17 protein-coding genes are annotated in these 21,668 nt (G+C 44.1%); 3 read left to right on the plus strand and 14 right to left on the minus strand.

Annotation, left to right across the window (positions count from 1 at the left end; all coding sequences use genetic code 11):
• Window position 1: 1 nt before the first annotated feature.
• On the plus strand, window positions 2-1,195 hold the full coding sequence (locus FRZ54_RS05290; RefSeq protein WP_187359753.1) for a cupin domain-containing protein: 1,194 nt from the start codon (window positions 2-4) through the stop codon (window positions 1,193-1,195).
• On the plus strand, window positions 1,188-3,401 hold the full coding sequence (locus tag FRZ54_RS05295) for a tryptophan halogenase family protein (protein ID WP_147030605.1): 2,214 nt from the start codon (window positions 1,188-1,190) through the stop codon (window positions 3,399-3,401). Before FRZ54_RS05290 ends, FRZ54_RS05295 begins: the two co-directional genes overlap by 8 nt.
• Before the next feature lie 3 nt (window positions 3,402-3,404).
• Here the strand turns inward: FRZ54_RS05295 and FRZ54_RS05300 are convergent, their stop codons facing one another.
• From FRZ54_RS05300 to FRZ54_RS05310, 3 genes are read right to left on the minus strand one after another with little or no spacing between them, the layout of a single operon-like run.
• Entirely contained in the window at window positions 3,405-5,195 is a 1,791-nt protein-coding gene (locus tag FRZ54_RS05300; protein ID WP_147030606.1) for a hypothetical protein, read from the minus strand.
• On the minus strand, window positions 5,192-6,139 hold the full coding sequence (locus FRZ54_RS05305) for an NAD-dependent epimerase/dehydratase family protein (protein WP_147030607.1): 948 nt from the start codon (window positions 6,137-6,139) through the stop codon (window positions 5,192-5,194). Before FRZ54_RS05305 ends, FRZ54_RS05300 begins: the two co-directional genes overlap by 4 nt.
• 27 nt (window positions 6,140-6,166) lie before the next feature.
• Window positions 6,167-7,357: a glycosyltransferase gene (locus tag FRZ54_RS05310; protein WP_147030608.1), complete on the minus strand. Its 1,191-nt coding sequence runs from the start codon at window positions 7,355-7,357 to the stop codon at window positions 6,167-6,169.
• 279 nt (window positions 7,358-7,636) lie between these two features.
• On the opposite strand from FRZ54_RS05310, the gene FRZ54_RS05315 reads away from it, so the two are divergent.
• The gene (locus FRZ54_RS05315; RefSeq protein WP_147030609.1) at window positions 7,637-9,016 is read left to right on the plus strand and encodes a hypothetical protein; all 1,380 of its coding nucleotides are present in this window, start codon (window positions 7,637-7,639) and stop codon (window positions 9,014-9,016) included.
• Here FRZ54_RS05315 and FRZ54_RS05320 read toward each other — a convergent pair.
• From FRZ54_RS05320 to FRZ54_RS05370, 11 genes are read right to left on the minus strand one after another with little or no spacing between them, the layout of a single operon-like run.
• A complete protein-coding gene (locus FRZ54_RS05320; protein WP_147030610.1) occupies window positions 9,011-10,096 on the minus strand; it encodes a glycosyltransferase in 1,086 nt (361 codons plus the stop codon). The two genes, FRZ54_RS05315 and FRZ54_RS05320, sit on opposite strands and share 6 nt — an antisense overlap.
• Window positions 10,074-10,436 carry a hypothetical protein gene (locus FRZ54_RS05325; RefSeq protein ID WP_147030611.1) on the minus strand — a complete coding sequence of 121 codons (363 nt, stop codon included), beginning with the start codon at window positions 10,434-10,436 and terminating at the stop codon, window positions 10,074-10,076. Before FRZ54_RS05325 ends, FRZ54_RS05320 begins: the two co-directional genes overlap by 23 nt.
• Window positions 10,424-10,981 (minus strand): class I SAM-dependent methyltransferase, encoded by a 558-nt coding sequence (locus FRZ54_RS05330; protein ID WP_187359754.1) that lies wholly within the window; start codon window positions 10,979-10,981, stop codon window positions 10,424-10,426. Before FRZ54_RS05330 ends, FRZ54_RS05325 begins: the two co-directional genes overlap by 13 nt.
• A gap of 11 nt (window positions 10,982-10,992) precedes the next feature.
• Complete coding sequence (locus FRZ54_RS05335; protein WP_147030613.1) at window positions 10,993-12,222, minus strand: glycosyltransferase; 1,230 nt, start codon at window positions 12,220-12,222, stop codon at window positions 10,993-10,995.
• A 10-nt stretch (window positions 12,223-12,232) separates the two neighbouring features.
• The gene (asnB, locus tag FRZ54_RS05340) at window positions 12,233-14,140 is read right to left on the minus strand and encodes an asparagine synthase (glutamine-hydrolyzing) (protein WP_147030614.1); all 1,908 of its coding nucleotides are present in this window, start codon (window positions 14,138-14,140) and stop codon (window positions 12,233-12,235) included.
• 15 nt (window positions 14,141-14,155) lie between these two features.
• A complete protein-coding gene (locus FRZ54_RS05345) occupies window positions 14,156-15,034 on the minus strand; it encodes a glycosyltransferase family 2 protein (protein WP_147030615.1) in 879 nt (292 codons plus the stop codon).
• On the minus strand, window positions 15,022-15,774 hold the full coding sequence (locus FRZ54_RS05350; RefSeq protein ID WP_147030616.1) for a class I SAM-dependent methyltransferase: 753 nt from the start codon (window positions 15,772-15,774) through the stop codon (window positions 15,022-15,024). Before FRZ54_RS05350 ends, FRZ54_RS05345 begins: the two co-directional genes overlap by 13 nt.
• Window positions 15,775-15,810: 36 nt before the next feature.
• Entirely contained in the window at window positions 15,811-17,070 is a 1,260-nt protein-coding gene (locus tag FRZ54_RS05355) for a lipopolysaccharide biosynthesis protein (protein WP_147030617.1), read from the minus strand.
• Between the two features lie 14 nt (window positions 17,071-17,084).
• On the minus strand, window positions 17,085-18,071 hold the full coding sequence (locus tag FRZ54_RS05360) for an SDR family oxidoreductase (protein WP_147030618.1): 987 nt from the start codon (window positions 18,069-18,071) through the stop codon (window positions 17,085-17,087).
• A gap of 26 nt (window positions 18,072-18,097) precedes the next feature.
• On the minus strand, window positions 18,098-19,087 hold the full coding sequence (locus FRZ54_RS05365; protein WP_147030619.1) for a GumC domain-containing protein: 990 nt from the start codon (window positions 19,085-19,087) through the stop codon (window positions 18,098-18,100).
• A 28-nt stretch (window positions 19,088-19,115) separates the two neighbouring features.
• The gene (locus tag FRZ54_RS05370; RefSeq protein ID WP_147030620.1) at window positions 19,116-21,608 is read right to left on the minus strand and encodes an SLBB domain-containing protein; all 2,493 of its coding nucleotides are present in this window, start codon (window positions 21,606-21,608) and stop codon (window positions 19,116-19,118) included.
• Window positions 21,609-21,668: the final 60 nt, after the last annotated feature.

The following is a 21,668-nucleotide window of genomic DNA, read 5'->3' on the forward strand; positions in this document are numbered from 1 at the left end:
GATGAAAACTATCGATTTTTCATACCTGGTTGCACCGCTCACAATACAAGAGTTTTTCAAAGACAACTGGGAGAAGGCCTTCGTTCATAATCGTCACGAAAACCCCGGTTATTTTGACAACTTGGTATCTATAGCTGACATTGATGATTTTCTAAGCCAGCAAAATTTGGTCCCCGAGGGCATCAAGGTCATGAACAAGGGCAACAGCATACCGCCTGCAAACTGGACCAGGTCGGATACACTGATAGATGGCACCATAAAAACCGTAGTTGACCCGGGAAAGCTGATCGGTCATTTCAATGAGGGAGCGACCATTATCATAAATTCCGCCGACAGGTCGATAAGCCGTTTGTCGAAAGCCTGCAGGGCATTGGAGCAGGAATTGAAATTCAGGTTACAATCTAATATCTACATCACTCCGCCCAACTCGCAGGGCTTCGCAATGCACTACGACCCGCATGATATTTTTTTGATGCAGATAAAAGGACCAAAGACTTGGATGATATATGATACAGGCGAAGATTTACCTGTAAAGTACCGCGCATTTAGCCATAAGCCACGATTAGTTTCAAAATTCGAGATCAACTCAGGCGATTTCCTCTATATCCCACGTGGCACCACGCACGAGGCTATGTCATCCGGCGTATCAACCATTCATGTCAATTTTTCGCTCAAACCCGTGTATGGATATCACATGGTTGAAGAATTGGCCCGCATCGCTTATGAAAAAGAAAGGTTTTTCAGGTTGACAATACCCAACGGGTTTCAAAGCGAAAACGAACAGAACGCGTACCTGGCCGCATTCAAGGAAAAGCTAAACGAACTGATCGAAAAAATAAGTCCTGAGCAATTACTGGAAAAACAGGGTGACCATTTTGTCAAAGAACAGGCAATTGATTTTCGCGGTAAACTTACCGACTCGTTACGGATTGAAGACCTTAACGGGGACACGCAGGTATCGCGCAGGACAGGCTTTACATGCCTGTTTAAAACGGAAGATGGAAAATTCAACATTTATTTCGGAGGGCAAAAGCTTACTATACCCCCCTTTATAGAAAAAGATATTTTTTTGCAGTTCGGGCCGTTTACGGCCAAGCAAATAAAAGGGCTGGCAACCCCTGGCGGCAAACTTCAGCTTGTGCAGAAACTAATAGAGGCAGGTTACCTAAAAATCGACGATCCAAAGCATGAGTAAAACTGCTTCACCGATGAAGATCATCCTCACCGCCAGGCAAACCGGTTCGGTGTTGTATAATTTTTTGCTCGTGCAGCTAAATTATATCGAATGGGTAAGCTGTACAGGGCTCGACTACCAGGCCGTTAAAAATGGAAGCGAAGCAGACTTCTACATCAATATACTTGAGGGCAATACTTTAGGCGAAATAATCGATATCTGCGCTTTTTTCAGAAATAAAAAAAAGAAGTCTATAACCGTTTCGTCGTGGAATAACAGCCTGGTAACCGGCCCAACTCACTTTCCGGGGAAAAGCGCCGGTGCCGATTCCGCAATTTTAATACTTCAGCAGGAATATGGCCACCCGGCCGATAAGCTTGAATTAAAAAGCCAGATCACATCCACGGTATCAGCAAACGATGTCCGGGACAATCCCGATATATTTTATACAGCCTTTGCCGGCCTGTTAAACGAATTAAAAATTCTTTACAACGATAAGCCTGCGCAAAGGCTGAATTTTGTTGATGGGGTGCGCTTGTTTAGGCTCCATCAAAAAGATCAGGCGACCTATGAATCGAAGTACATCTATCCCATTTTTGACAACGGGGCGGACGGTGTGCCGCACGAAAGTTTAGCTGACTATAAGGTATTGGTGGGCAAGTTCCTGCATTCGGTATCCCAGATAAAAAATGGATTTTTTAATGCTCCCCCTCCTGAAGGTCCTGAAGATGAGTATAAGAATGTTGCCATTATCGGCGGCGGAACGGCCGGGTATCTTACGGCCCTACTCTTTAAAGAAAAATACCCCAAGATGCAGGTGACTCTGATAGAATCATCTAAAATACCGGTGATCGGGGTTGGTGAAGCGACCACACCGGAGATCAGATCATTCCTGTTTGGCGTGCTGAAATTTTCGGCGCACGAATTTTATGAAAAAGTTAAACCTACCTGGAAACTCGGGATAAAATTCTTTTGGGGTTTACCCGGCGACTATTACTTCAATTACCCTTTCGGATGGCCGGATGTAAAAAGTTCGTATGTTGCCGATGGCGATATCAACAACAGCTCGCTCACTGCTACATTAATGGACCAGGAGTCTTCCTTTGTCGTTGCTGCTAATGATGGCCGCGGCTTGCAACAATATTCAACGCTTTCCGACGACCTGTTTTATGCCCTTCATCTTGATAATGTTTCATTTATCAATTATTTGAAAATAAAGGCGCAGGAAAAAGGCATTATTCACATCGATGATCTGATAGTGGATGCCGAAAGGAAGGTTGATTCCGATGAACTGGCTGCAGTAATAGGGGAAACCGGCCGGCGCCATGTTTATGATTTTTATGTTGACTGTACCGGGTTCAGTTCGCTTCTGCTCGGAAAGACCTTAAAGTCTGAATATGTATCCTATGACAAAAGCTTGTTTTGCGACACCGCTATCGTAGGTAATATACCTGGTGTTAAAAAGATCAAAACCTACACCTATGCAGAATCAATGGATCACGGATGGTGCTGGAACATACCGATGCGCGGCGAGGATCACCGGGGTTATGTGTTTTCTTCCGGTTACTGTTCCATTGGCGAGGCTACCGATGAATTTCTCCGGAAGAACCCGGAAATACGCAATCCGGGGATCGTTCGTTTCAAAACAGGCCGGCACCGCGAAATTTGCATCGGAAACGTATTTGCCATAGGGAATTCGTTCGCTTTTGTCGAGCCACTTGAATCGACTGGCATTCACATGATCATTACCGAAGCAAAAAGGCTGGTCAATAATTTTAGTGAGTTAAAAAGATCTCCTGCTCTCCGGAAAAAGATAAATACCGATATCAATGATAATTGGGATTATTTAAGGGACTTCCTGGCGATACACTACAAGTTCAATAAAAAATTTGATACTCCTTTCTGGAAAGATTGCCGCGCACTTACCGATGTCAGCGGTATACAGGATATGATAGACCTCTATCATGAGGTTGGCCTGCTGAGCTGTGCCAACAAAAGCCTGGTCAGGATGATCAATTCGTCGATAAAAGACGTGATATTCGGGTTGGTTGGCTTTGATGTGATGATGATGGGACAGGGCGAAATACCTAAAAACTTCGATCGGTCCGTACGCAATCAGCACATCTGGAAATCTAACGTTGAGACGTGGAAAGCAATACGCTCGTTAACCGTGCCTGTCGATAAGGATCTTGACATCCTGAACGAATACCTCGAAAGCAGGTGGTAATAACTAACTGAACGAAAGCTGCATATTAAACCTGCCGAGGTCGATATTTTGTTCCTCCAACAATTCCTTTATCTCCAATTCATCTTTCACGCTAATGGCGTTGGTCGAGATCAGTATAAGATCAGGTTTTAATTTTTCACAGATATTGGCAAGGTGACTTTTACCTCCATAAATTTTGTAGCCATACAGGTACATATTGTGCTTGGTCTCGTCATCGTCTATCCAACCAACGGGTCTAAGCTCGTGTTTGTGATTTTGCAGCAACTCTTTTATCAGCAGATATCCACCATCACCGGCGCCATAGATGATAACTTTTTTCTTTGCGCTCCTGTTCCTGCTGATCAGTTCATTGACCCACCTGTAGAATAGCCGCGAAAAAACTATCCCTGTTGCACTCAGCAGGAAATCGACCATAAAAAAATAAGGCGAATAAATACCAAACTTTCCTTTGACGTAAAGTATCCCTGCCAACGCTGCGCTGGCTAAAAAAATGAACATAAAGTAGGCCGCCACTTCTATCACTTCCATATATCGCCATATACGGTAGTAAAGCCTGGTGATATACAATACCGATATCTTAACACAAATAAATGTCGCCAGTATAATGTCATCATCCTTCACATTAATATGCAGGGTGTTTTTTGCTACAAGGAAAGAAGCGTAGATGATAAGGATATCGGTAATAACACCGACGATCAACTTTTTTTGCGACAGAAAAAAGCGCAATACTAAGTTGCTGCCCGCGTCCTTGCCTCTTAGCCGCCGATATGTCAGTGTTTCCTCCGTTTCATTATAAACTTTCACCTTAGACAGTAGTACGGAGAAGATAACCGAGCTAACCGCCACCAGCAGGATACATAAAAGCAGGTTATTGACCTGGGTTTTATACATAAGCAGGCAGAGCACCCCCCAAAGCATACTGATGCCATAAAGTGTCAGCACAGCCTGTTTTTCGCTCAGACCCAGGGCTACCAGCCGGTGCGAAGTATGGTCGCGGCCACCCTGATCTATCCTTCGCCCGGCCAAAATTCGCTTGATCGTTACCAATGTAGTATCCATAATGGGAATGGCCATTAGGCTAATAGGTATGAATAAAACCCAAACTGCCGAGGAGGACCCCATTTTATATTGTACCGCGATACTTAAATAGGAAAGCGAAAACCCCAGGAAAAGGCTTCCCGAATCGCCCATAAAAATACGGGCCGGTTTAAAGTTATAAAACAGGAACCCTATAGCTGCCCCGGCTATGGCAAAACCCGGTATCGCCAAGTCGGTCTCGCCATTCAGATAGGTCAATATCCCTGTTATTAATGCAACAATGGCCGAAATACCCGCCGCAAGCCCATCCATGTTATCCAACAAATTAACAGCGTTGGTTATCCCCATAACCCATATAAAAGTCAGCGGGATGCCGGCCCAGCTTAACAATCCACCTCCAAAATTAAATCCGTAGTAGATAAGTATAAATGAGCAAAATATCTGTACTACTATTTTTATGACGGGCTTTATTTCCCAAATGTCATCAATGAGACCAGTCAAGAACATGATAGATGACGCGCAGTAAAGCATCCAGTTGATATGCGCGGCGCTCAAACTGAAAAGAGCAATGCTATAGGCCGAAAAAATAGCGATACCGCCCATTAAGGCTGTCGGCTTTTGGTGCCAGCGGTCGCTCCTGGGTTTTACTACCCACCCTTTACTGTTTGCCAATCTGATAACAAATGGTGTAATAGCCAAACAGGAAATAAGAGCTGTCAGGCCTGCAATGATCGGTTTCAGGAAAGGGGGGATCATACGGTCATCTTATTGTCCAACTTATACTTTATGTTCAATATCCTTTCTATTCCTTCGTCGATACTCACAAGGTGGCGGTTAAGTATATGAAGCATTTTGGAATTATCTGGCTGGCGGCGGGTCATGTCACCTTCTTTCAGCGGTTCGAGATGGATAACCGAGGATGAGGACCCCGTTATGTCAATTATCTTCCGGGCAAGGTCCACTATCCTGATCTCTTGCGCATTACCGATATTGACAACTTCATTTAAACTCAATCCATGCTCAAAAATTTTGATTGTTGCATCAACATTGTCATCAATATACAGGAAAGTGCGGGTTTGATGGCCGTCGCCATAGATCGGGATGTCCTGGTTTTTCAATGCGAGGTCGATAAATTTTGTCACCACGAAATCGGTGCTTTGTTTAGGTCCATAGGTATTAAAAAACCTGAATAAGGTAAAATCAAGGCCAAATTCCTTTTGATAAGACCTGAAAAACGCTTCGCCCACATTTTTAACAATGGCATAAGGCAGGCGCGAGTTCAAAGGCGTGGTATCTTCATTCTGCGGAAATTCAACCGGTTCACCATATACCTCGGAAGATGACGAGTAGAATACGCGTTTAACGCCAGTATTTTTTGAAAGATTCAGTATGTTCTTTATACCCTCAATGTCTTCCAAAACCTTCATCGGGTTGTTCAGGGTTCTTTTTACGCCGACCAGCGCGGCATAGTGAAACACGTAATCAAACCTGAAACCAAGCATTACGGCTGAAATGTCGTGGTAATTATTGACATCGCATTTAATAAAGGAAAAGTTATCATAACCCACCGGCAGATTATGTACCGACCCTGTAAGCAAGTTATCTGCCACGACAACATGATAATCCCTGTTTTGAACAAGGCTGCCTGCAAGTGTGCTGCCAACATTGCCGGCACCGCCGGTGATCAATATTCTTTTCATAATCGTAACCAGGTCTTTATTACTCGTTTAGCTCAATAAATAGCGGTATAAATTTTCCGTTTCGGCCACCAAACGGGTATAAGAGTAATTCTCCAATGCCGTTTTTTTTCCATTTAGTGCCAGTTCATTTCTTAATTCGGCATCGGTGATAAGCTGTTTTAACTTTCCAGCGAACACGTCCCGGGTACCGTCAGTTAAAAGCCCGTTATGGCCATCTTTTACCACGTCCTTTACGCCTCCCACATCGGTACATATCACCGCCGTTGCGGATGCCTGCGCTTCAATGATACTTACCGGTGTACCCTCATTTAAGGAAGTGAGCGCCACAATGTCGGCACCGGCATTAATTACATCAATATCCTTGCGCCACGATGTAAAAATGATTTCCGCATCATAGTTGTCGTCACCGGGTACGCAAACACTAAACCCGCTATCCCGGCTCTCCGATATGATCGTGTCAAGCAATTCGCCGTCGCCTACGACAAATACTTTTAATTTCAGCTCCGGTGCCTGCTGCCTTATTAAACTGAGCGACCCGATAAGCAGCGAATGGTTTTTGATGGCCGTAAGACGGCCGGTTATAACTATCACAACCTCATCTTCCCCAATCCGGTAAAACTGCCTGAAAGCTGCCCTTTTTTCTTCTTGCTGTTCAGTAAATCGCCGCAGGTCGAAACCCAATTTTATAACGTGTACTTTGTGCGCGGGTGCAATTTTGTATTTATTTACCAGGTCGTCTTTTTGCTTTTCGCTTATGGCGACGATGGCACTGCTTACACTGCACAGGTAGCGTTCAACACTTAAGAATATTTTTGTTTTGATGGGCGAAAAATACCCGTCAAAAACATTTCCATGATAGGTATGCACAATGGCCCTTGGCCTCCCTGAACTCCGGTAAGCTGCCAGCCGGCCCAGCACACCTGCCTTTGCTGCGTGGGTATGTACAATATCAGGTTTTTCAGTCCTGATCATATTGTAGATATACCTGTACGCCCGCATATCCTTTCGAAAATTGATACTCCTGTTCATGCCGGGAACATAATCAAAAGCCACCCCAAGGTCTTTCAAAATATAGTCCGAATTTCCTTCATACGGTTCCTTGTTCCCAGCAAGTACCATCGTTTGAAAGGACGGGTCGAGGTACCTCGACAGGTACGCCACGTTATAGGTCGGTCCCCCAATATTCAGACGGTTAAGGATGCGCAGGATGCGGGGCATTGTAATAAAAGTTTAAATAGATAACAGGGTATTAGGTATTCGTGCGTTTAATCTATTGGTTAAAAATAATCGAAATAACAGCATATTGGTTAAATGCAGCACGCGAATACAATATTAATAATTAAAATTACTTATTTGTTTCAATTAATAATTTTTTCTTCGTAAATCAGTAGAAAATTCTTTTTTTGAAAAAAATGCGCAGTTGGCAAATAAGTTATAAAGGGTATTTGCCCCTGGCAGGTGCGGCAATGACAACGAACAAGAGCTTTTAGAACAAACATGGCGGAAATTACTTTAACCGATTATTTGCTGTTGCCGGTCTACCTTTGGCTTATCTATAAAATAGCCTATTTCTACCGAAAAAAGTATTACCCCAAGGGCCATCCTTATCAAAGCTATTTCATACCCGCACTCACAGTAAAAATTGCCGGAGCAATATCCATAGGACTAATATATAATTATTATTACAGTGGCGGCGACACCTTTAACTTTTTTTACCACTCGCAGATCATCAATTCCACCTTTATGCGATCGCCCCACGCATGGTTTTCACTGATCACACACCGGGCCGACAGCAATGACCTGGTAGCGTCAAAGGCCCTGTCGGATATGTACTGGTATGATGATATTCCGGCTTACACCACTTCGTGCATCGGTGCGCTGATCGGGATGTTTTGTTTCACAAAATATCTTGTCATAAATGTCATAGTCGCTTCGCTATCTTTTATAGGCAGCTGGCTATTCTTTGTGCAATATGCGCGGCAATATCCAAACTTGATCAGGTATGTAGCCATTGCTGTATTATTTATGCCGGGACCCATTATCTGGGGTTCAGGATTGTTCAAAGATAGTTTCTGTCTTTTTGCTATCGGTTGCCTGGTGTATTGCATATACGTGCTATTTGAAAGGCGGGAGTTTAAAATATCACTGGTTTTGCTCTTGTCGGTTTCTGTTATGCTGTTAATACTTATAAAGGCTTATATACTGATTCTTTTGCTACCGCTCGTTTTTCTTAAAACCCTGCTGGTTTATCGAAAACAACTGTCTAATTACTATGAGAACCGGTTGCCTTATTACATAGTAATGTTCATAATAACTGTAAGCCTGTTTTTTATAGTGCGGCGCGTATCGCATCGTGTTTCTGCTGAAGCCGTGCAAACCACCCTGGAAACTATAAAAAGGCAGAAAGATTATTTATTACATGTCTCGCTGCTATCTGATGGCTCGGCATACGACCTGGGCGATTTTGACCCTACGTTAGGCAGTATCCTGAGCAAATTCTGGCCGGCTGTGAATGTAACGCTGTTCAGGCCATATGTGTGGGAGTCGCGAAGCGTGATGGAATTTTTCAATTCATTTGAATCGCTTGGGATGTTATTATTGACCTTATACCTATTGGTAAGCAGGAATATATTTAAAACAGTCAAAAATATCATTACCGATCCAACCCTGATCATGTGCCTGCTTTTTGTGCTGGCTTTTTCCTTTGTCGTAGGCGTGTCCACCTATAATTTTGGCTCACTTTCCCGTTACCGCATCCCAGGCATCCCCTTTTTTATGTTGTTTGTGCTGGTGTTACTGTTTAAGGACCGACCTGCTGCTGCACCGGCTGCTGCCGAAGGTAACGAGGTAGCTGCTGAAGCTCAACCGGTGTCATAACTTATCGAACACGGCGAGATACTTCCCGGCATTCGCTTCAACCGAACTATTTTCCTCGGCAAACCTGCGCGAATTCTCGCCCATCTTTTTCCTTAATTCATGATCTGTGATCAAAACAACAAGGCGATCTATCCACTCCTGTTCCCCCGTCACCAGGAACCCGTTATATCCATCCCTTATCACTTTGAAATTCGGGCCCAAAGCCGTTGCGACAATAGGTATGCCCGCCGCCATGTACTGTACCAATTTACCGCCGCTTTTACCGTATGCCCATTGCTCGTCCGGTAAAGGATGCAGGCCGATGTCGAATTTCTGCAGGTTAGTTATTTCGCTGTCGGCTGTCCAGTGCAAAAGTTCAATATCTACCCCATCCAGTTCAAAATCATCATCGCCCATTACCATAATTTTAATATTATGGTTGGCTGCAAGATATTTCAGGACCGAATCTATCAAATGCAAGTATTTACTTGTGGTTTGGCTCCCGCTCCAACCGATGACTACGGTGCCGGACATATGTGTAGCGGGATAAGGATATTTTTTAACATCAATGGTAGCCGGTATCATGCTCAAATTCTTGTTAAACTTACCCGAATATGACCGCAATTCATCGGTACTAACCAAAACATGATCGCTCCGCTTAATTAAGAAATTTATTTTTGAAGCCGATTTCAAAAACTTGATAAACTTGTTGTAACGGCTCGTACGGCCCATATAAACCAGGTCGTCTATGTCGTAGATCATCTTTTTTGACAGCGCCCGTACCAGCCATTCGGTTATTGGAGGGCCAAATGGTGTGATCCAAAGAAACACATAAATGATATCATACCTGCCAGCCCTGAAAAGATCCCTGTATCTGCGAAAATACCCACCGATGGTTCCCGCGATCTTTGCAAATAAATAGCCCTTTTTGTACACTATCTTTTGCATCTCGTCAGACATAAAAGGAGAAACCTCCACCTCAAAGCCGTTTGCGCGCCAGTTTTCATAATACTGCTCAAATTTGAGCCGTTGGCCGGGTGCACATCCTATGGGATAGGGGCATAGCACTAAAATTCTTTTATTTCTTTTTTCCGACGGCATGCCAATAAGGTTCTTTATCTGAAAATATTATATCGGTCAATCCGGAATCTTCCATCATCAACCTGATCTCATTTTTTGTAAAGCGCTGCTCCAGGGGGGTTCCAAACCTGTCACGTGCATCGTTCCGGATGACATTAAAGGTTTTGCCTATGTAAAAATGCAGAGGCATTTGCCGGGCAATTCTATCCAACCCGATCTTTTTAAAACACCATCCAACAAATATCAGGGGTACATACACGGTTACTGCTATAATATCGCATAAAATATTTTTTACCGGCTCCCGTAATCCCGATATGAATTTCCTTGCAGCATTTGAAAGGTGGAAGATCAACTTGAACACCCCCCCTTATTATCAAACCGGTAATAAAGATAGACAAGAAAATACCCCCCCGGCTTCAGTTTGCGTACACATTGGTCCATTGCCAACTGTGTATCTGGAATGTGATGCAAAACTCCAAGACTAAAAATAAAGTCGAAACTGTAGTCGGCGAATGGAAGTTTATCGACAGTGGCGCGCGACAGCCTGACATTGCCGTGATCAGCGAGGAACTTCGACGCAATGTTAACAGCATCACTCGGGTCCACGGCATCAACTGTTAAGGCACGATCAGCAACAAACCTAGTCCATCTGCCCGTTCCGCAGCCGACGTCAAGCACTCGTTTGTTTTCGGTCCATTCAGCCTTAACAATATCAAAATAATGACTGGAAGCTATTTGATTTATCTCACGGTCCGTGAAATGGTTAAATTTTTTCCATTCCAGGCCAAAAGACTCCACGGTAGCAGCATCGATATTGGTTGAATGAGCGATACCAAAGTTATATACAGGCAAGCCATCAACCTGGGTAGTGTTAACAGGTTCGGTTATAAAAGGTATTGCGTCCATCTCAAATCCCTTCATTTCGTGACATTGATATAGATATCCATGTATTTTTTTACCCCTTCATCCAAAGAGAAATAATCCAGTGCGCCCGCCCTGATCGACGCCCTGTCGTATTGCATACCCGCAGTCATCTTCGATATAGCTTTGTCGTAGTTATGCAGATCAACAACAAGACCGGAATGATATTGTTCAACTATCCTGCTGCTATCGCCTATACCGTCGTTACAAATTACCGGCACGCCCATAGCCATTATCTCACCCTGTTTGGTAGGGCTGCTTGCTGTTTTACTATACGATGGCTTTATGAAGAATATCCCATAGTTAAATAAGCTGATCATCAGCGGCACGTCGCGCCGTTCGGCTTTCATAATTATAATATCTCTGCTATCTATTTGATGCCGGCGTGCTTTATGGATAATATCCTCAGGATCGTCGTGTGTTACGAACAAAAATTTTGCGGACGGGGCTCGCTTTTTTAACAACGAAAAAAAAAGAAGCATTTCGTCCAGCAAATACCAGGTGCCGATACTTCCAAGGTAGCCGAGGACCAGGTCGTTGGGCGCCAGGTTAAGCGATCGCATCACAGGTTCTTTTTCGCCGGGCCGTATTTTATTTATATCGAAGAGCCCTGTGTCCACGCAGCAGGGAATGACCGATATTTTACCGGCATTTATTTCAACACCTTTCCAGTTCAGTATCTCGTTTTTACCGGCAACAGTAAGGCTCACGATCGCCGCCGAACGGTTTAAAAATTTAAGTTCCTTTTTTTTGAAATAACGGTATATGAACTTGAACACCGGGTTTTTAAGGTTCCACAATCCGCCATCAACACGCTCGTCGGCCCAGAAACCGCGCATATCAAAAATAAATGGTATCCGGTATTTGCTGTTTAAAGCCATACCCACAAGGGCAGGGATATAGCTGCGGCAGTGAATAAGATCGAACCCTGCTTTGCGATGAAGCGAAGCAGCCGTTTGTTTCATCCTGGTGTAATCATACACGGTAGATAGTACAGGAGGCGATTTGGTATAGATCAACGGATGCCAGGTGATGCATGCTGCATCCAGAATGGTCCTTATATCGCTGCCGCTTTTTTTGTATCTATCCTTCTTTTCAAAGCTTAGTATGGTAAAAGAAAAACCGTTTTTTGTCAGCCCCGCGAGGTACGGAATAACCTGCGACTGCCCCAGCGAGTCGGTCATACCATCATACGAAAGGTATAAAACGTTTTTATTATCGCCCATCTTATCGTAATTAATTACTTCTCATCCAACGAGCATACCACATCTGAAACATCAGCAGGTACCACACCTGTAAATGCTTCTCCTTATTCCCTGAATAGAATTTTTTTAAAAGATCGAGTACTACGCCGGTATTAAACAACCCATGCTCCTTTAAACTTTCCTCGTTAATAAAAGCTTCAGCCAGCGGCCTTAATTCTCCCGCCAGCCATTTTTCTACGGGAATAGCAAAACCCATTTTGGGCCTGTCCATTAGCTCCTTCGGGACATATTTATGGACGATCTGCTTAAGGATATACTTTTTTTGTTTTTGATGATACTTGTAGTCAGTTGGCAATTTTGCTGCCCATTCGATAATATGCTGATCCAAAAATGGCTCGCGTCCCTCAAGGCCAATACTCATAGTGGCCCGGTCCACTTTCTGCAGGATATCATCAACCATGTAGGTCTGGTAGTCCACAGCCATCATATACGACAGGTCGTCATAACCTTCGATAAGTTTCCCGGCATTGTGTGCCGTATCCAATTGCTTTACCGGTTGACTGAACAGTTGTGCTATCTCCTGTTCGGTGAATACCTGGGTCAGATTTTTAAGCAGCTCACCGGGTGAAGGGTCCCGCAAAATATTTTTGAGCTTGTGGTATCGTCCGTGAAAATTATACGAACTGCTGAAATAGGGAATGTGTTCGGAAGAAACGCGATCCATTACGTAGGACAATGTCTTCCGAAAAGGCCCTGGTATCCTGGCGATCTTTTCACCATATCTCGACACATAATCGTACCTGTTATACCCGGCAAATATCTCGTCACCAGCATCGGCCGAAAGAGCAACGGTAACCTGTTTCCTGGCCATCCTGCTCACCAGGATGGTCGGTATGGCGCTGCTGTCGGCAAAGGGTTCGTCGTAGTAATAGGGTAAGTCGGGAATAATATCCAAAGCCTCCTTTGCCGAACAGTAATATTCGGTATGATCCGTTCCCAGCCGCAAAGCAACCTGTTTGGCAAATGGCGCTTCATCAATCTGGTCATCAATGCTGCCTATGGTAAATGTTTTCAATCGTGCCGTACTTTCCTTTTGCAACAGCGCAGTAACACAAGTGCTGTCATAACCACCGCTCAGGAAAACCCCCACCGGTACATCGGCCACCATCCGGTATTGGAACGATGCTGAAAGTATCCGCTCAGTTTCTTCGATGGCTTCCGGTAAGGGTATGGAGAGCTTGGGTTGGTTATAGCAGTCGTAAACACTCCAGTAAGCCCTGGTTTTGATAGATTTTGATTGAAGATCGAAGCGAAGAATATGCCCCGGAGATAATTTTTTACTGCATTTATAGATACAGTTCGGCCACGAAACATATCCGTAAGCCAGGTAGGAAGCGACTGCATCCCGATCGATCGTTTTCTCAAACCCGGGATGCTTCAGCAATGACTTCAATTCGGACCCAAATAAGAAGAGACCATTATGAAAATAATAAAACAAAGGCTTTACGCCGGCCCGATCCCTTATGCATACCAGTTCGTTTGTCTTGTTGTCATACAAAACAATGGCAAACATACCGCGCCATTGGGCAATACTGTCCTCACCCCATTCACGCCAGGCATGCAGGATAACCTCCGTGTCGGAGTGGGTTTTGAAAGTATGCCCGAGAGCGATCAGCTGATCTCTTATTTCATTATAGTTGTATATCTCACCATTAAATACGATATGAAGACCGTCGTACTCCATCGGCTGATTGGCCAATGCGCTCAGGTCGATCACCGAAAGGCGCCTGTGCCCCAGCCCAACCAGGCAATTGTCAAGCTGCTGAAGGAACACGCCCTGACCGTCGGGACCCCGGCTGGCAAGGCACCGGGTCATCGCAGCGAGGGTGGCTTCGTCACTGTCATTATTAAAATCAACAAACCCGGTTAGGCCACACATTATAAAGCTGCTATTTTATTTTGTTAAATATTTAATCGTGGTCAATCCATATATAAAGGCGTACCAAATGGAAGCCGCATAGTCCCCCGCCTTCATGGCGGCGCCGCATAGCATATGATAATTGCTTTTCAAAAACTCGCCCATCAATCCTTCGGGCACAATATGTTCGCTTATTAAAATAGTGATAAATAATTCATTATCCTTAAATATCTTTTTCATGTTGCCTGCGCTATGGTACATACTGCCGTCATGAACCCGGTAAAAGATATTTTGACAAGGTAACGAGATGCATTTTGAAACCAAAGCCACCCTGCACAACAATAACCTGTCGGCACTGCTATGGAGGCGGGTATCAAATGAAATGTCATTGGCAGTGAGCACTTGCGTCCTGAACACCAGGTTTGATGGTATGGTTGCAATGCCGCTTTTGTAGAATAATATCTCTTCTATCATTTTCTCACCCGGAGCCTGCAATGTGATGGATTGATCGATAGGCTCTCCATTTTCATCAATGAGCCCTATCAGAGATCCACATGCGCCTGCGCCGCTATCGGCCATCAATGCTTCTACGCGTGTCCGCAGAAAATCTGCTCCTAACAGGTCATCAGCATCCAGGAAAACTACGAACTCGCCCCGCGCCCGTTCCAATCCAAAATTCCGCGTAGCTGACACGCCGGAATTTTCTTTTTGAAAAAGCTCTATCCTGCTATCCTTCTCTTTTAACTCAAGCGCTATTTTCGCGGTATCATCAGTACTGCCATCATTCACTATCAAAACCTCAAATTCATCAAAGTTTTGTGCAAGAACAGAATCGACCGTTTGCCGCAAATACTTACTGCCATTATAAACCGGGATAACTATGCTTACTTCGGGCTTGAATTTCATTTTCGGCATACAGCAAATAATACATGGCAATTCTCTTCTATAAATTTCCTGTCGGGGAACATTTTGTAATCCGCGGCCATAGGGTACAGTGATGAGCCAAAAACAGATCTGAAGATACGGTCGCGAAACTTATAAGGCAACTTTCTTATCCCCCGTGCAAGCAGCAATTTCTCAGTACTGTATTTACCCCGGCTCCGTCTTTCCCCCGGGTATCTGATGTACTTTTGCCCGCAGATGTTAGCCTCCGAAAATTCCGGCTTCAGCAAGTCGTTTAATTCCTGGTAAGTGAACTCCTGTGTGTGAAACGGGTTGATGATCCTGCCATCCGGGCTGGATATTTTAATATTAGGCGTGGATATGATAACGGTGCCCCCCGGTTTTATCACCCGACTGAACTCCGAGACCATCTTCTCATAAGCCGTTAAATGTTCTATGGTTTCCAATGATACGATAACGTTGAAAAAAGCATTGTCAAAACGTAGATCCGTTGCATCCATTACCTCGAAATTCAACGAGGCATTATTCTTCCAGTCATTTTGACAAGCCGATATTATATCAGGGTTTATGTCGCCGGCATAGACCCGGGTATTTCTCACCCGGCTTAGAATATCAGCTCCATAGCCCGACCCGCATGCAAGGTCGAGTATTACATCCCCTTCACCGATGTGCCGGGCTGATTCCAAATACCGGTGAATATGCTCGCCTGTCCATGGTGTGATTTCAGTAAATAAGTGACGTTCTACCGACATTATAGCATTTTTTGGATGATCGTTCCCTGCTCATATTCAATTTATAAATTTAAAGCCAGACCGGTATAATATCATTAGCCCTTTTTTAAGTTCCTGCCGGTAAAAAAAAGCGACAAGGATAAAGCAAAACATGTATGAGAGCGCCGAAGTATAGGCAAATTGTTCGATCTTTAACGTATTTAACAAATAGTAATTAACAGCAATAGTGAACAATATGACCACCGGCGCAATAAAGTAATAGACATTATTTTGCCTTTTGTAGTAAACCAAACCACCGAGTATCATATAAGCACTATAAAAAAATTGCCCTACGATAAGAAAGGGCAGATAGTATAATGACGAATAAAATTTGGGGGCTATAAAATACCTGAAACCTACAGGGGCAAGCAGGTATATTGCCAAACCAGTTATACCAAGCAGCAGCATATAACTGCTTGTTACAATCACCACTTTCCGGAGATTTCCCTTGTTCAGGTTCTCATATAAAAATGGATAAAAAGGCGTAATGAATGCCGAACTGAGCATGGTGATGATAAATGCAAATTGTGCAGCTAAACCATATAACCCGGCCCTGGCGGGGCCAAAAAAATAGTTGATCATATACTTATCCGTATTGTATAAAACGAACACCATAAAAAACAAGGGAATTGCAGGAAAGCCCCTTTTCAGGATAAGCATGGCCCAGCTTTTACTGTAACTAAAAGTAAGCAAGCCACTTTTGATGAAGTAAAAAAGCGTAACAATAAATACAACAGCCGTGCTTATAAACATACTTTGCACTCTGCCCATATAGCCCATTTTCAGAAACCGGATGAAAACAACCGCTAATGTTAATTCCAACACTGTTTTTAAAATGGCAAGCATGCCAAAGCTCAAAGCTTTATTTTTATTTCGTAAGACGGTAAACAGGTAGTCGCTGAAGAAATTGGAGAAGCTAAAGAAACATACAATATACTGCACTTGTGTTGTAAGACCAGTGAGCCTGTAGAAAAAGCCGTGAAAAGCTATAACGATCAGCAGCACTATTAAAAGCACCAAAACAGGGATGGTAAGGGAGGTGCTTACAAAACCTGTGAGCTGCTTTTTATCGATAGAGACGTATTCCACCGTAAAAGTTTCCCCGATGCCCATGTTCATCAGCGGAGCTATGAAATAGATAGAGTTGGAAAAGATTACGATGATGCCGTACTCGCTTTGCGAAAGATAGTGGGTAAAAAACGGCAACAGGAAAAACGAAATGCCTTTGGCGGCCAAACCACAAATTGTATATATCCCGAATGATTTGTAAAAGCTCAATTTCCGTTTAAATATTATTGATAATTAAAGGCCTCGATAGTGGTCCTGATCCCCTCCTTAAAGCCAATCAATGGTTTATACCCTAATATGTTGCCGGCCTTATCAATGTTAGCCAGGCTATGCCGCACATCACCTTTCTGGCTTTCGCGGTAAAAAGGATCAATTTGCACGCCTAAAACATTAGTGATTTCCTGCCAAAGCTGGTTTAGCGATGTCTGGCTCCCACACGCGATATTATATACGCTGTCCTCTGCAGGGACATTTTCTACAAAAAAGGCTTTAATATTGGCCTGTACCGCATTTTCCACAAAGGTAAAGTCCCTTGTTTGTTCGCCGTCGCCGTTGATCATAGGCGCCTTGCGCGATTTAGCAGCCAGGATAAATTTTGGTATGGCCGCTGCGTATTCGCTTTCCGGACTTTGTCCGGGGCCAAAAATATTGAAGTAACGCAGCCCGATAGATTGTAACCCGTAAACCCTCGAAAATAAGTCGGCATATAACTCGTTGACATATTTAGTTACTGCATACGGTGAAAGGGGTTTCCCGATTCGCTCTTCGATTTTGGGAAGTTCCTGGCTGCTGCCGTAAGTAGAAGACGATGCGGCATAAATAAAGCGCCTGATATGGCCACTATCCTTAACCGCATAGATCATATTCAGAAAGCCTGAAATGTTGACCGCGTTGGTAGTAACCGGATCGTTTATTGAACGGGGAACCGAGCCCAAAGCAGCCTGGTGTGTTACATAGTCTATCCCGGCGATCGCTTTCTTACAAATTTCAATATCCCTGATGTCCCCCTCCATCAATTCAAACGCGGGGTTATCAAAAAAAGGCTCAATATTACGGCGGTAACCGGTCAGGAAATTATCGAGTACGCGCACCTTACCGGCATTATATTTCAGTAAATATTTCACCAGGTTCGAGCCGATGAATCCTGCTCCGCCTGTTACCAGGAAACTGTACCGGCTTAAATCTGTATCATGGTATTGGTTCTCATACATAGAGGTAGGTTTTTCACAGATAAAGTTTATTTTTTTAATAATTCGTCTACACCAAGCAGTACGGTCATAAATAGTAACCCAATCAAAGTAGTGATGGACATGTGCCTGATAAGGCTATCCTTCTGCGGTACCAGGGGCAGGTCGGTTTCGTCTATTACTCTGTATAACGGCGTTTCCTTTTGCAGGTTAACCTTTGCTATCTCCAGGTTGCGCATCACCTCAATGTACGCCGCATCATAGGCCGCTGCTTTTGCCTGGTTGAACATAGACCCCGAGCGCTGAACGGTAATAGCGGGGTTAAGGTCGTAAGTACGGTCATTCATCGAGGCTGTGGAGGAGAAGATGCCGCTGAGCACGTTTGCCAGGCTATCGGCTTCGTGCTGTAAAAGTTTTACACCCGAAGCAAAAACCTTTGTCTTGGTCTCAATAAAATACCTGGAGGTTTCGTCCAATAAAACCTTAGCTGTATAATAAGTAATATCGGAATTGGTGGACGTAACGCTGATAATATAAATGATCAGCTTTTTATCTTTTTTAAATACAATAAAGGATTTTTCGACAAAACTGATTATTTGCTGGTACAGCATTTTCTGGGCAGGCGAGAACTTATCAAGGTCGTTTCCAAATGGGCCCACCGAGTTATATTGATCCTTAAATTGCTTGCGGGCGATGAGGTTGATCAGGGTTTGACGCGGCTTTGTATCTATTTCCGACAATAAGGCTGCGCCGATCAGTTTCCTCGATTTGAATAATTCGATAATGTTGTCACCCGAGAAAATATTATCAGGATTGCTGGATATGGCATCAAAGCCAAGTTGTGTTGCCAAATTATACAATCCGCTGTTCGGTCTTGGGTCCGTCGATAAAACGAAGCTTATATTAGATGTATAAACGGGTAGTTTGCTTCGTATCCTGATATAACCGACGGCTGCACCTATAAGAGCAGCGATCAATAAGAAGTGCCATTTCTTAAGAACATTAGATATTATACGGAGTATTTGTTCCTGGCTGAACATATGATGATTATTTACTTATGCCCTTATACTATTTATGAATATTGGTGATCGTAATAATTACAAGCGACAGCAACGAAACAATGGTGGATGTAAGCCCTATTGTTTCGCCCGTGGTAAGCTCTCTTCTTATCTTTTTGTGCGGTACAATTATCTCGGCCCCTGTTTCAATTTTTGGATACGATCTGAACATTCCCAGGAACCCATTGCTTGTTTTGCTCACGTGCCCGTTTGGATATACCACATATATCTTTGACAATCGTGCATTCTCTGTTGTGCCCCCGGCCTGCGTCAGGTAATAATTTAACGACTCACTCTCGACAAAGCCTGTTTTAGTCGGCGAAAGCACTTCGCCGCTTATGCGCACCAGCGGATCGACTTTTAAAACCTGTATGATATCCCCGTCCTGTAGGATATAATCGTCCAGTGAGCCCGGTGCCTTTAAAACCTGTTCAAGATCAATAGCGATCCGGTTGTTTGCCTTGCTATCTCCTTCAATGGCCTGTGTTGTGGTTGTGTCGCCCGTTTTTTGCTGTACCGTTTTGATACTTTGATCGTTTGCCAAGTCCGCATCTGTATTTTTCCGGGTCAAAAAAACTCCCTTTTTATAGGCAAGCGGTGATAACCCGCCCGCGCGTTTTATCAGGCTGCTGATACGTTCGTTTTTTAGCTCTATCGTATACGTCCCCGGGAAAGTGACCTCTCCATTGATAGTGACCCGTTTCTGTTCGGTGTAACCGGGGTTACGTCTTACCGTAACTATATCATAAGGCTGCAAAACAAATTTGTCATTCTCTATTTCAAGCCCGTCGTGTATATTGACATTGTACACTTCAGCGATCGAATCAACACTTACATGAAGGCTTTGGTCCACAATCCGCCTCCCAACTTCGATATTGAACGAACTGGCTGCGTCCGTTACTCCGCCGGCCATAAACAAAACATCTTTTAACGACAGATTTTGTTTAAATGCGTATTGCCCGGGCTTCCGTACCTCTCCTAAAATGGTTACTTTAGAATCGCTCCTGAAATCATTTTCAAAAGCGATGTGTATCGAATCGCGCTTAACAAGCGCAACGTCATTAATCCCATTCAACACACGGGATACATTAAACGTAATGTTCTCCTTTACGCCGTTTACGTGCGTGCGGGTCAGGGTTGCCCGCCCGGTAAACACATTTTCCTGCAACCCCCCGGCGCGTTTTATCAAGCCGCTTATAGTCAAACCGGGCGTAAACTCAAACCCTCCGGGCCTGTAAACCGCTCCTGTAATATTCACTTCGTTTTCAAAGCGGTTCAAGATAGAGCCAACCTCAAATTCGTCGCCGTTTTGCGGCTCATAAGTCGCATTCTCTGTTTTGGGCAGGTCCTTTATTTTTCGCTCGATATCCGTAACCTGTTTAACTTTGATACTGGCTTTATAGGCACGTTCAGTAAACCCACCCGCAAAAAACAACAGGTCCTGCAACGTTTCCTTATCTTTCAATTCAAATATTCCCGGTCTTTTTACCTCACCCGATATCGTCACCCGCTCCTTATAGACAGGAAAATTTATAACGTCGTTCTCCTGCAGCGGAACGTTACCCTGCTGGTCGCCCCTTGTCAAAAACTGGTAAAGATCTATCGTCTTATAAACTTTGTTGTTTCGTATCAATTCTATGTTCCGGTACGAATTGATGTCGCCCGGTCCGCCGCATAAAAACAGCGAGTTAAAAACCGTTGCCAGCGATGAAACTGTATAGTTGCCGGGTTTGGCAGCACCTATAATAGTTATATGTATACTTTTGATCCTGCTCAGGGTTATAACAAGTTTTGATTGCCCGCTTTTAAGAGATGGATAAGCACTTTGGCCCATCTTAGCCTGTATTCGCGATGTAGCTTGTTCAACGGTCAGCCCTGCAACCGGGATCGTACCAACATGGGGCAAAAATATCGTTCCCTCGGGCTGTACCGTCACCCGGATATTAGTTTCCTGGTAGCCCGAGATATTGATCTGCAATTCGTCATCGGCCCCTAATATGTAATTGACGGGAGTGGCAATGCGCAGGTTGGGTTCAAACGATAACGACGCCGTAGTAAAAAGTGAGGCGCCAAATACTTCGGGGGTGATCCTTTGTTTCTGAAATGTAAGGTAATCATCCTTCTCCTGGTGCCGTTTAACCGAATCAACCGTAACAGGATTTGAGGAATTACTTTGCGTGGCCCTGGCTGATGTTGTGCCAAGCAATCTTGCTTTTAGTTTTTGCCACTCAGCCGCCGGCATCCCTTTGCTTAACGCGATTTGTTCGGCTTGGTCGTAGGATATGCCGCTTGCCGTTAACCTCGACCGGATAGTGGATACATCAGCGTCGGAAAGCTGATCTGCAGTGACCGTGGAAAGGCTGTATCCATTGAAAATATCCGGCGTTTGCGATGTGGCCATCTGCGCAGCCTGGGCCGCATGCTTTCCCTGGGCCAGGGAAACAGAAACATTGATAGTTATACAAAAAAATAGCAGAGTTATTATTTTCCAATAGGTATGCATTTGATATTTTAACAGCTTTAGGTGAAGTTTTTAAGGTTATAATGCATTTTGGCGACGAGA

Source organism: Mucilaginibacter ginsenosidivorans (assembly GCF_007971025.1).
Lineage (GTDB): Bacteria > Bacteroidota > Bacteroidia > Sphingobacteriales > Sphingobacteriaceae > Mucilaginibacter > Mucilaginibacter ginsenosidivorans.

What these genes read in the sequence shown, in the direction of transcription:
- FRZ54_RS05290 (WP_187359753.1), top strand. Translation starts at nt 2, where the DNA reads ATGAAAACTATCGATTTTTCATACCTGGTTGCACCGCTCACAATACAA.
- asnB (WP_147030614.1), bottom strand. Translation starts at nt 14,140, where the DNA reads ATGTGTGGCCTAACCGGGTTTGTTGATTTTAATAATGACAGTGACGAA.
- FRZ54_RS05330 (WP_187359754.1), bottom strand. Translation starts at nt 10,981, where the DNA reads ATGGACGCAATACCTTTTATAACCGAACCTGTTAACACTACCCAGGTT.
- FRZ54_RS05370 (WP_147030620.1), bottom strand. Translation starts at nt 21,608, where the DNA reads ATGCATACCTATTGGAAAATAATAACTCTGCTATTTTTTTGTATAACT.
- FRZ54_RS05365 (WP_147030619.1), bottom strand. Translation starts at nt 19,087, where the DNA reads ATGTTCAGCCAGGAACAAATACTCCGTATAATATCTAATGTTCTTAAG.
- FRZ54_RS05320 (WP_147030610.1), bottom strand. Translation starts at nt 10,096, where the DNA reads ATGCCGTCGGAAAAAAGAAATAAAAGAATTTTAGTGCTATGCCCCTAT.
- FRZ54_RS05350 (WP_147030616.1), bottom strand. Translation starts at nt 15,774, where the DNA reads ATGTCGGTAGAACGTCACTTATTTACTGAAATCACACCATGGACAGGC.
- FRZ54_RS05335 (WP_147030613.1), bottom strand. Translation starts at nt 12,222, where the DNA reads ATGGGCGATAATAAAAACGTTTTATACCTTTCGTATGATGGTATGACC.
- FRZ54_RS05295 (WP_147030605.1), top strand. Translation starts at nt 1,188, where the DNA reads ATGAGTAAAACTGCTTCACCGATGAAGATCATCCTCACCGCCAGGCAA.
- FRZ54_RS05310 (WP_147030608.1), bottom strand. Translation starts at nt 7,357, where the DNA reads ATGCCCCGCATCCTGCGCATCCTTAACCGTCTGAATATTGGGGGACCG.
- FRZ54_RS05360 (WP_147030618.1), bottom strand. Translation starts at nt 18,071, where the DNA reads ATGTATGAGAACCAATACCATGATACAGATTTAAGCCGGTACAGTTTC.
- FRZ54_RS05300 (WP_147030606.1), bottom strand. Translation starts at nt 5,195, where the DNA reads ATGATCCCCCCTTTCCTGAAACCGATCATTGCAGGCCTGACAGCTCTT.
- FRZ54_RS05345 (WP_147030615.1), bottom strand. Translation starts at nt 15,034, where the DNA reads ATGCCGAAAATGAAATTCAAGCCCGAAGTAAGCATAGTTATCCCGGTT.
- FRZ54_RS05305 (WP_147030607.1), bottom strand. Translation starts at nt 6,139, where the DNA reads ATGAAAAGAATATTGATCACCGGCGGTGCCGGCAATGTTGGCAGCACA.
- FRZ54_RS05315 (WP_147030609.1), top strand. Translation starts at nt 7,637, where the DNA reads ATGGCGGAAATTACTTTAACCGATTATTTGCTGTTGCCGGTCTACCTT.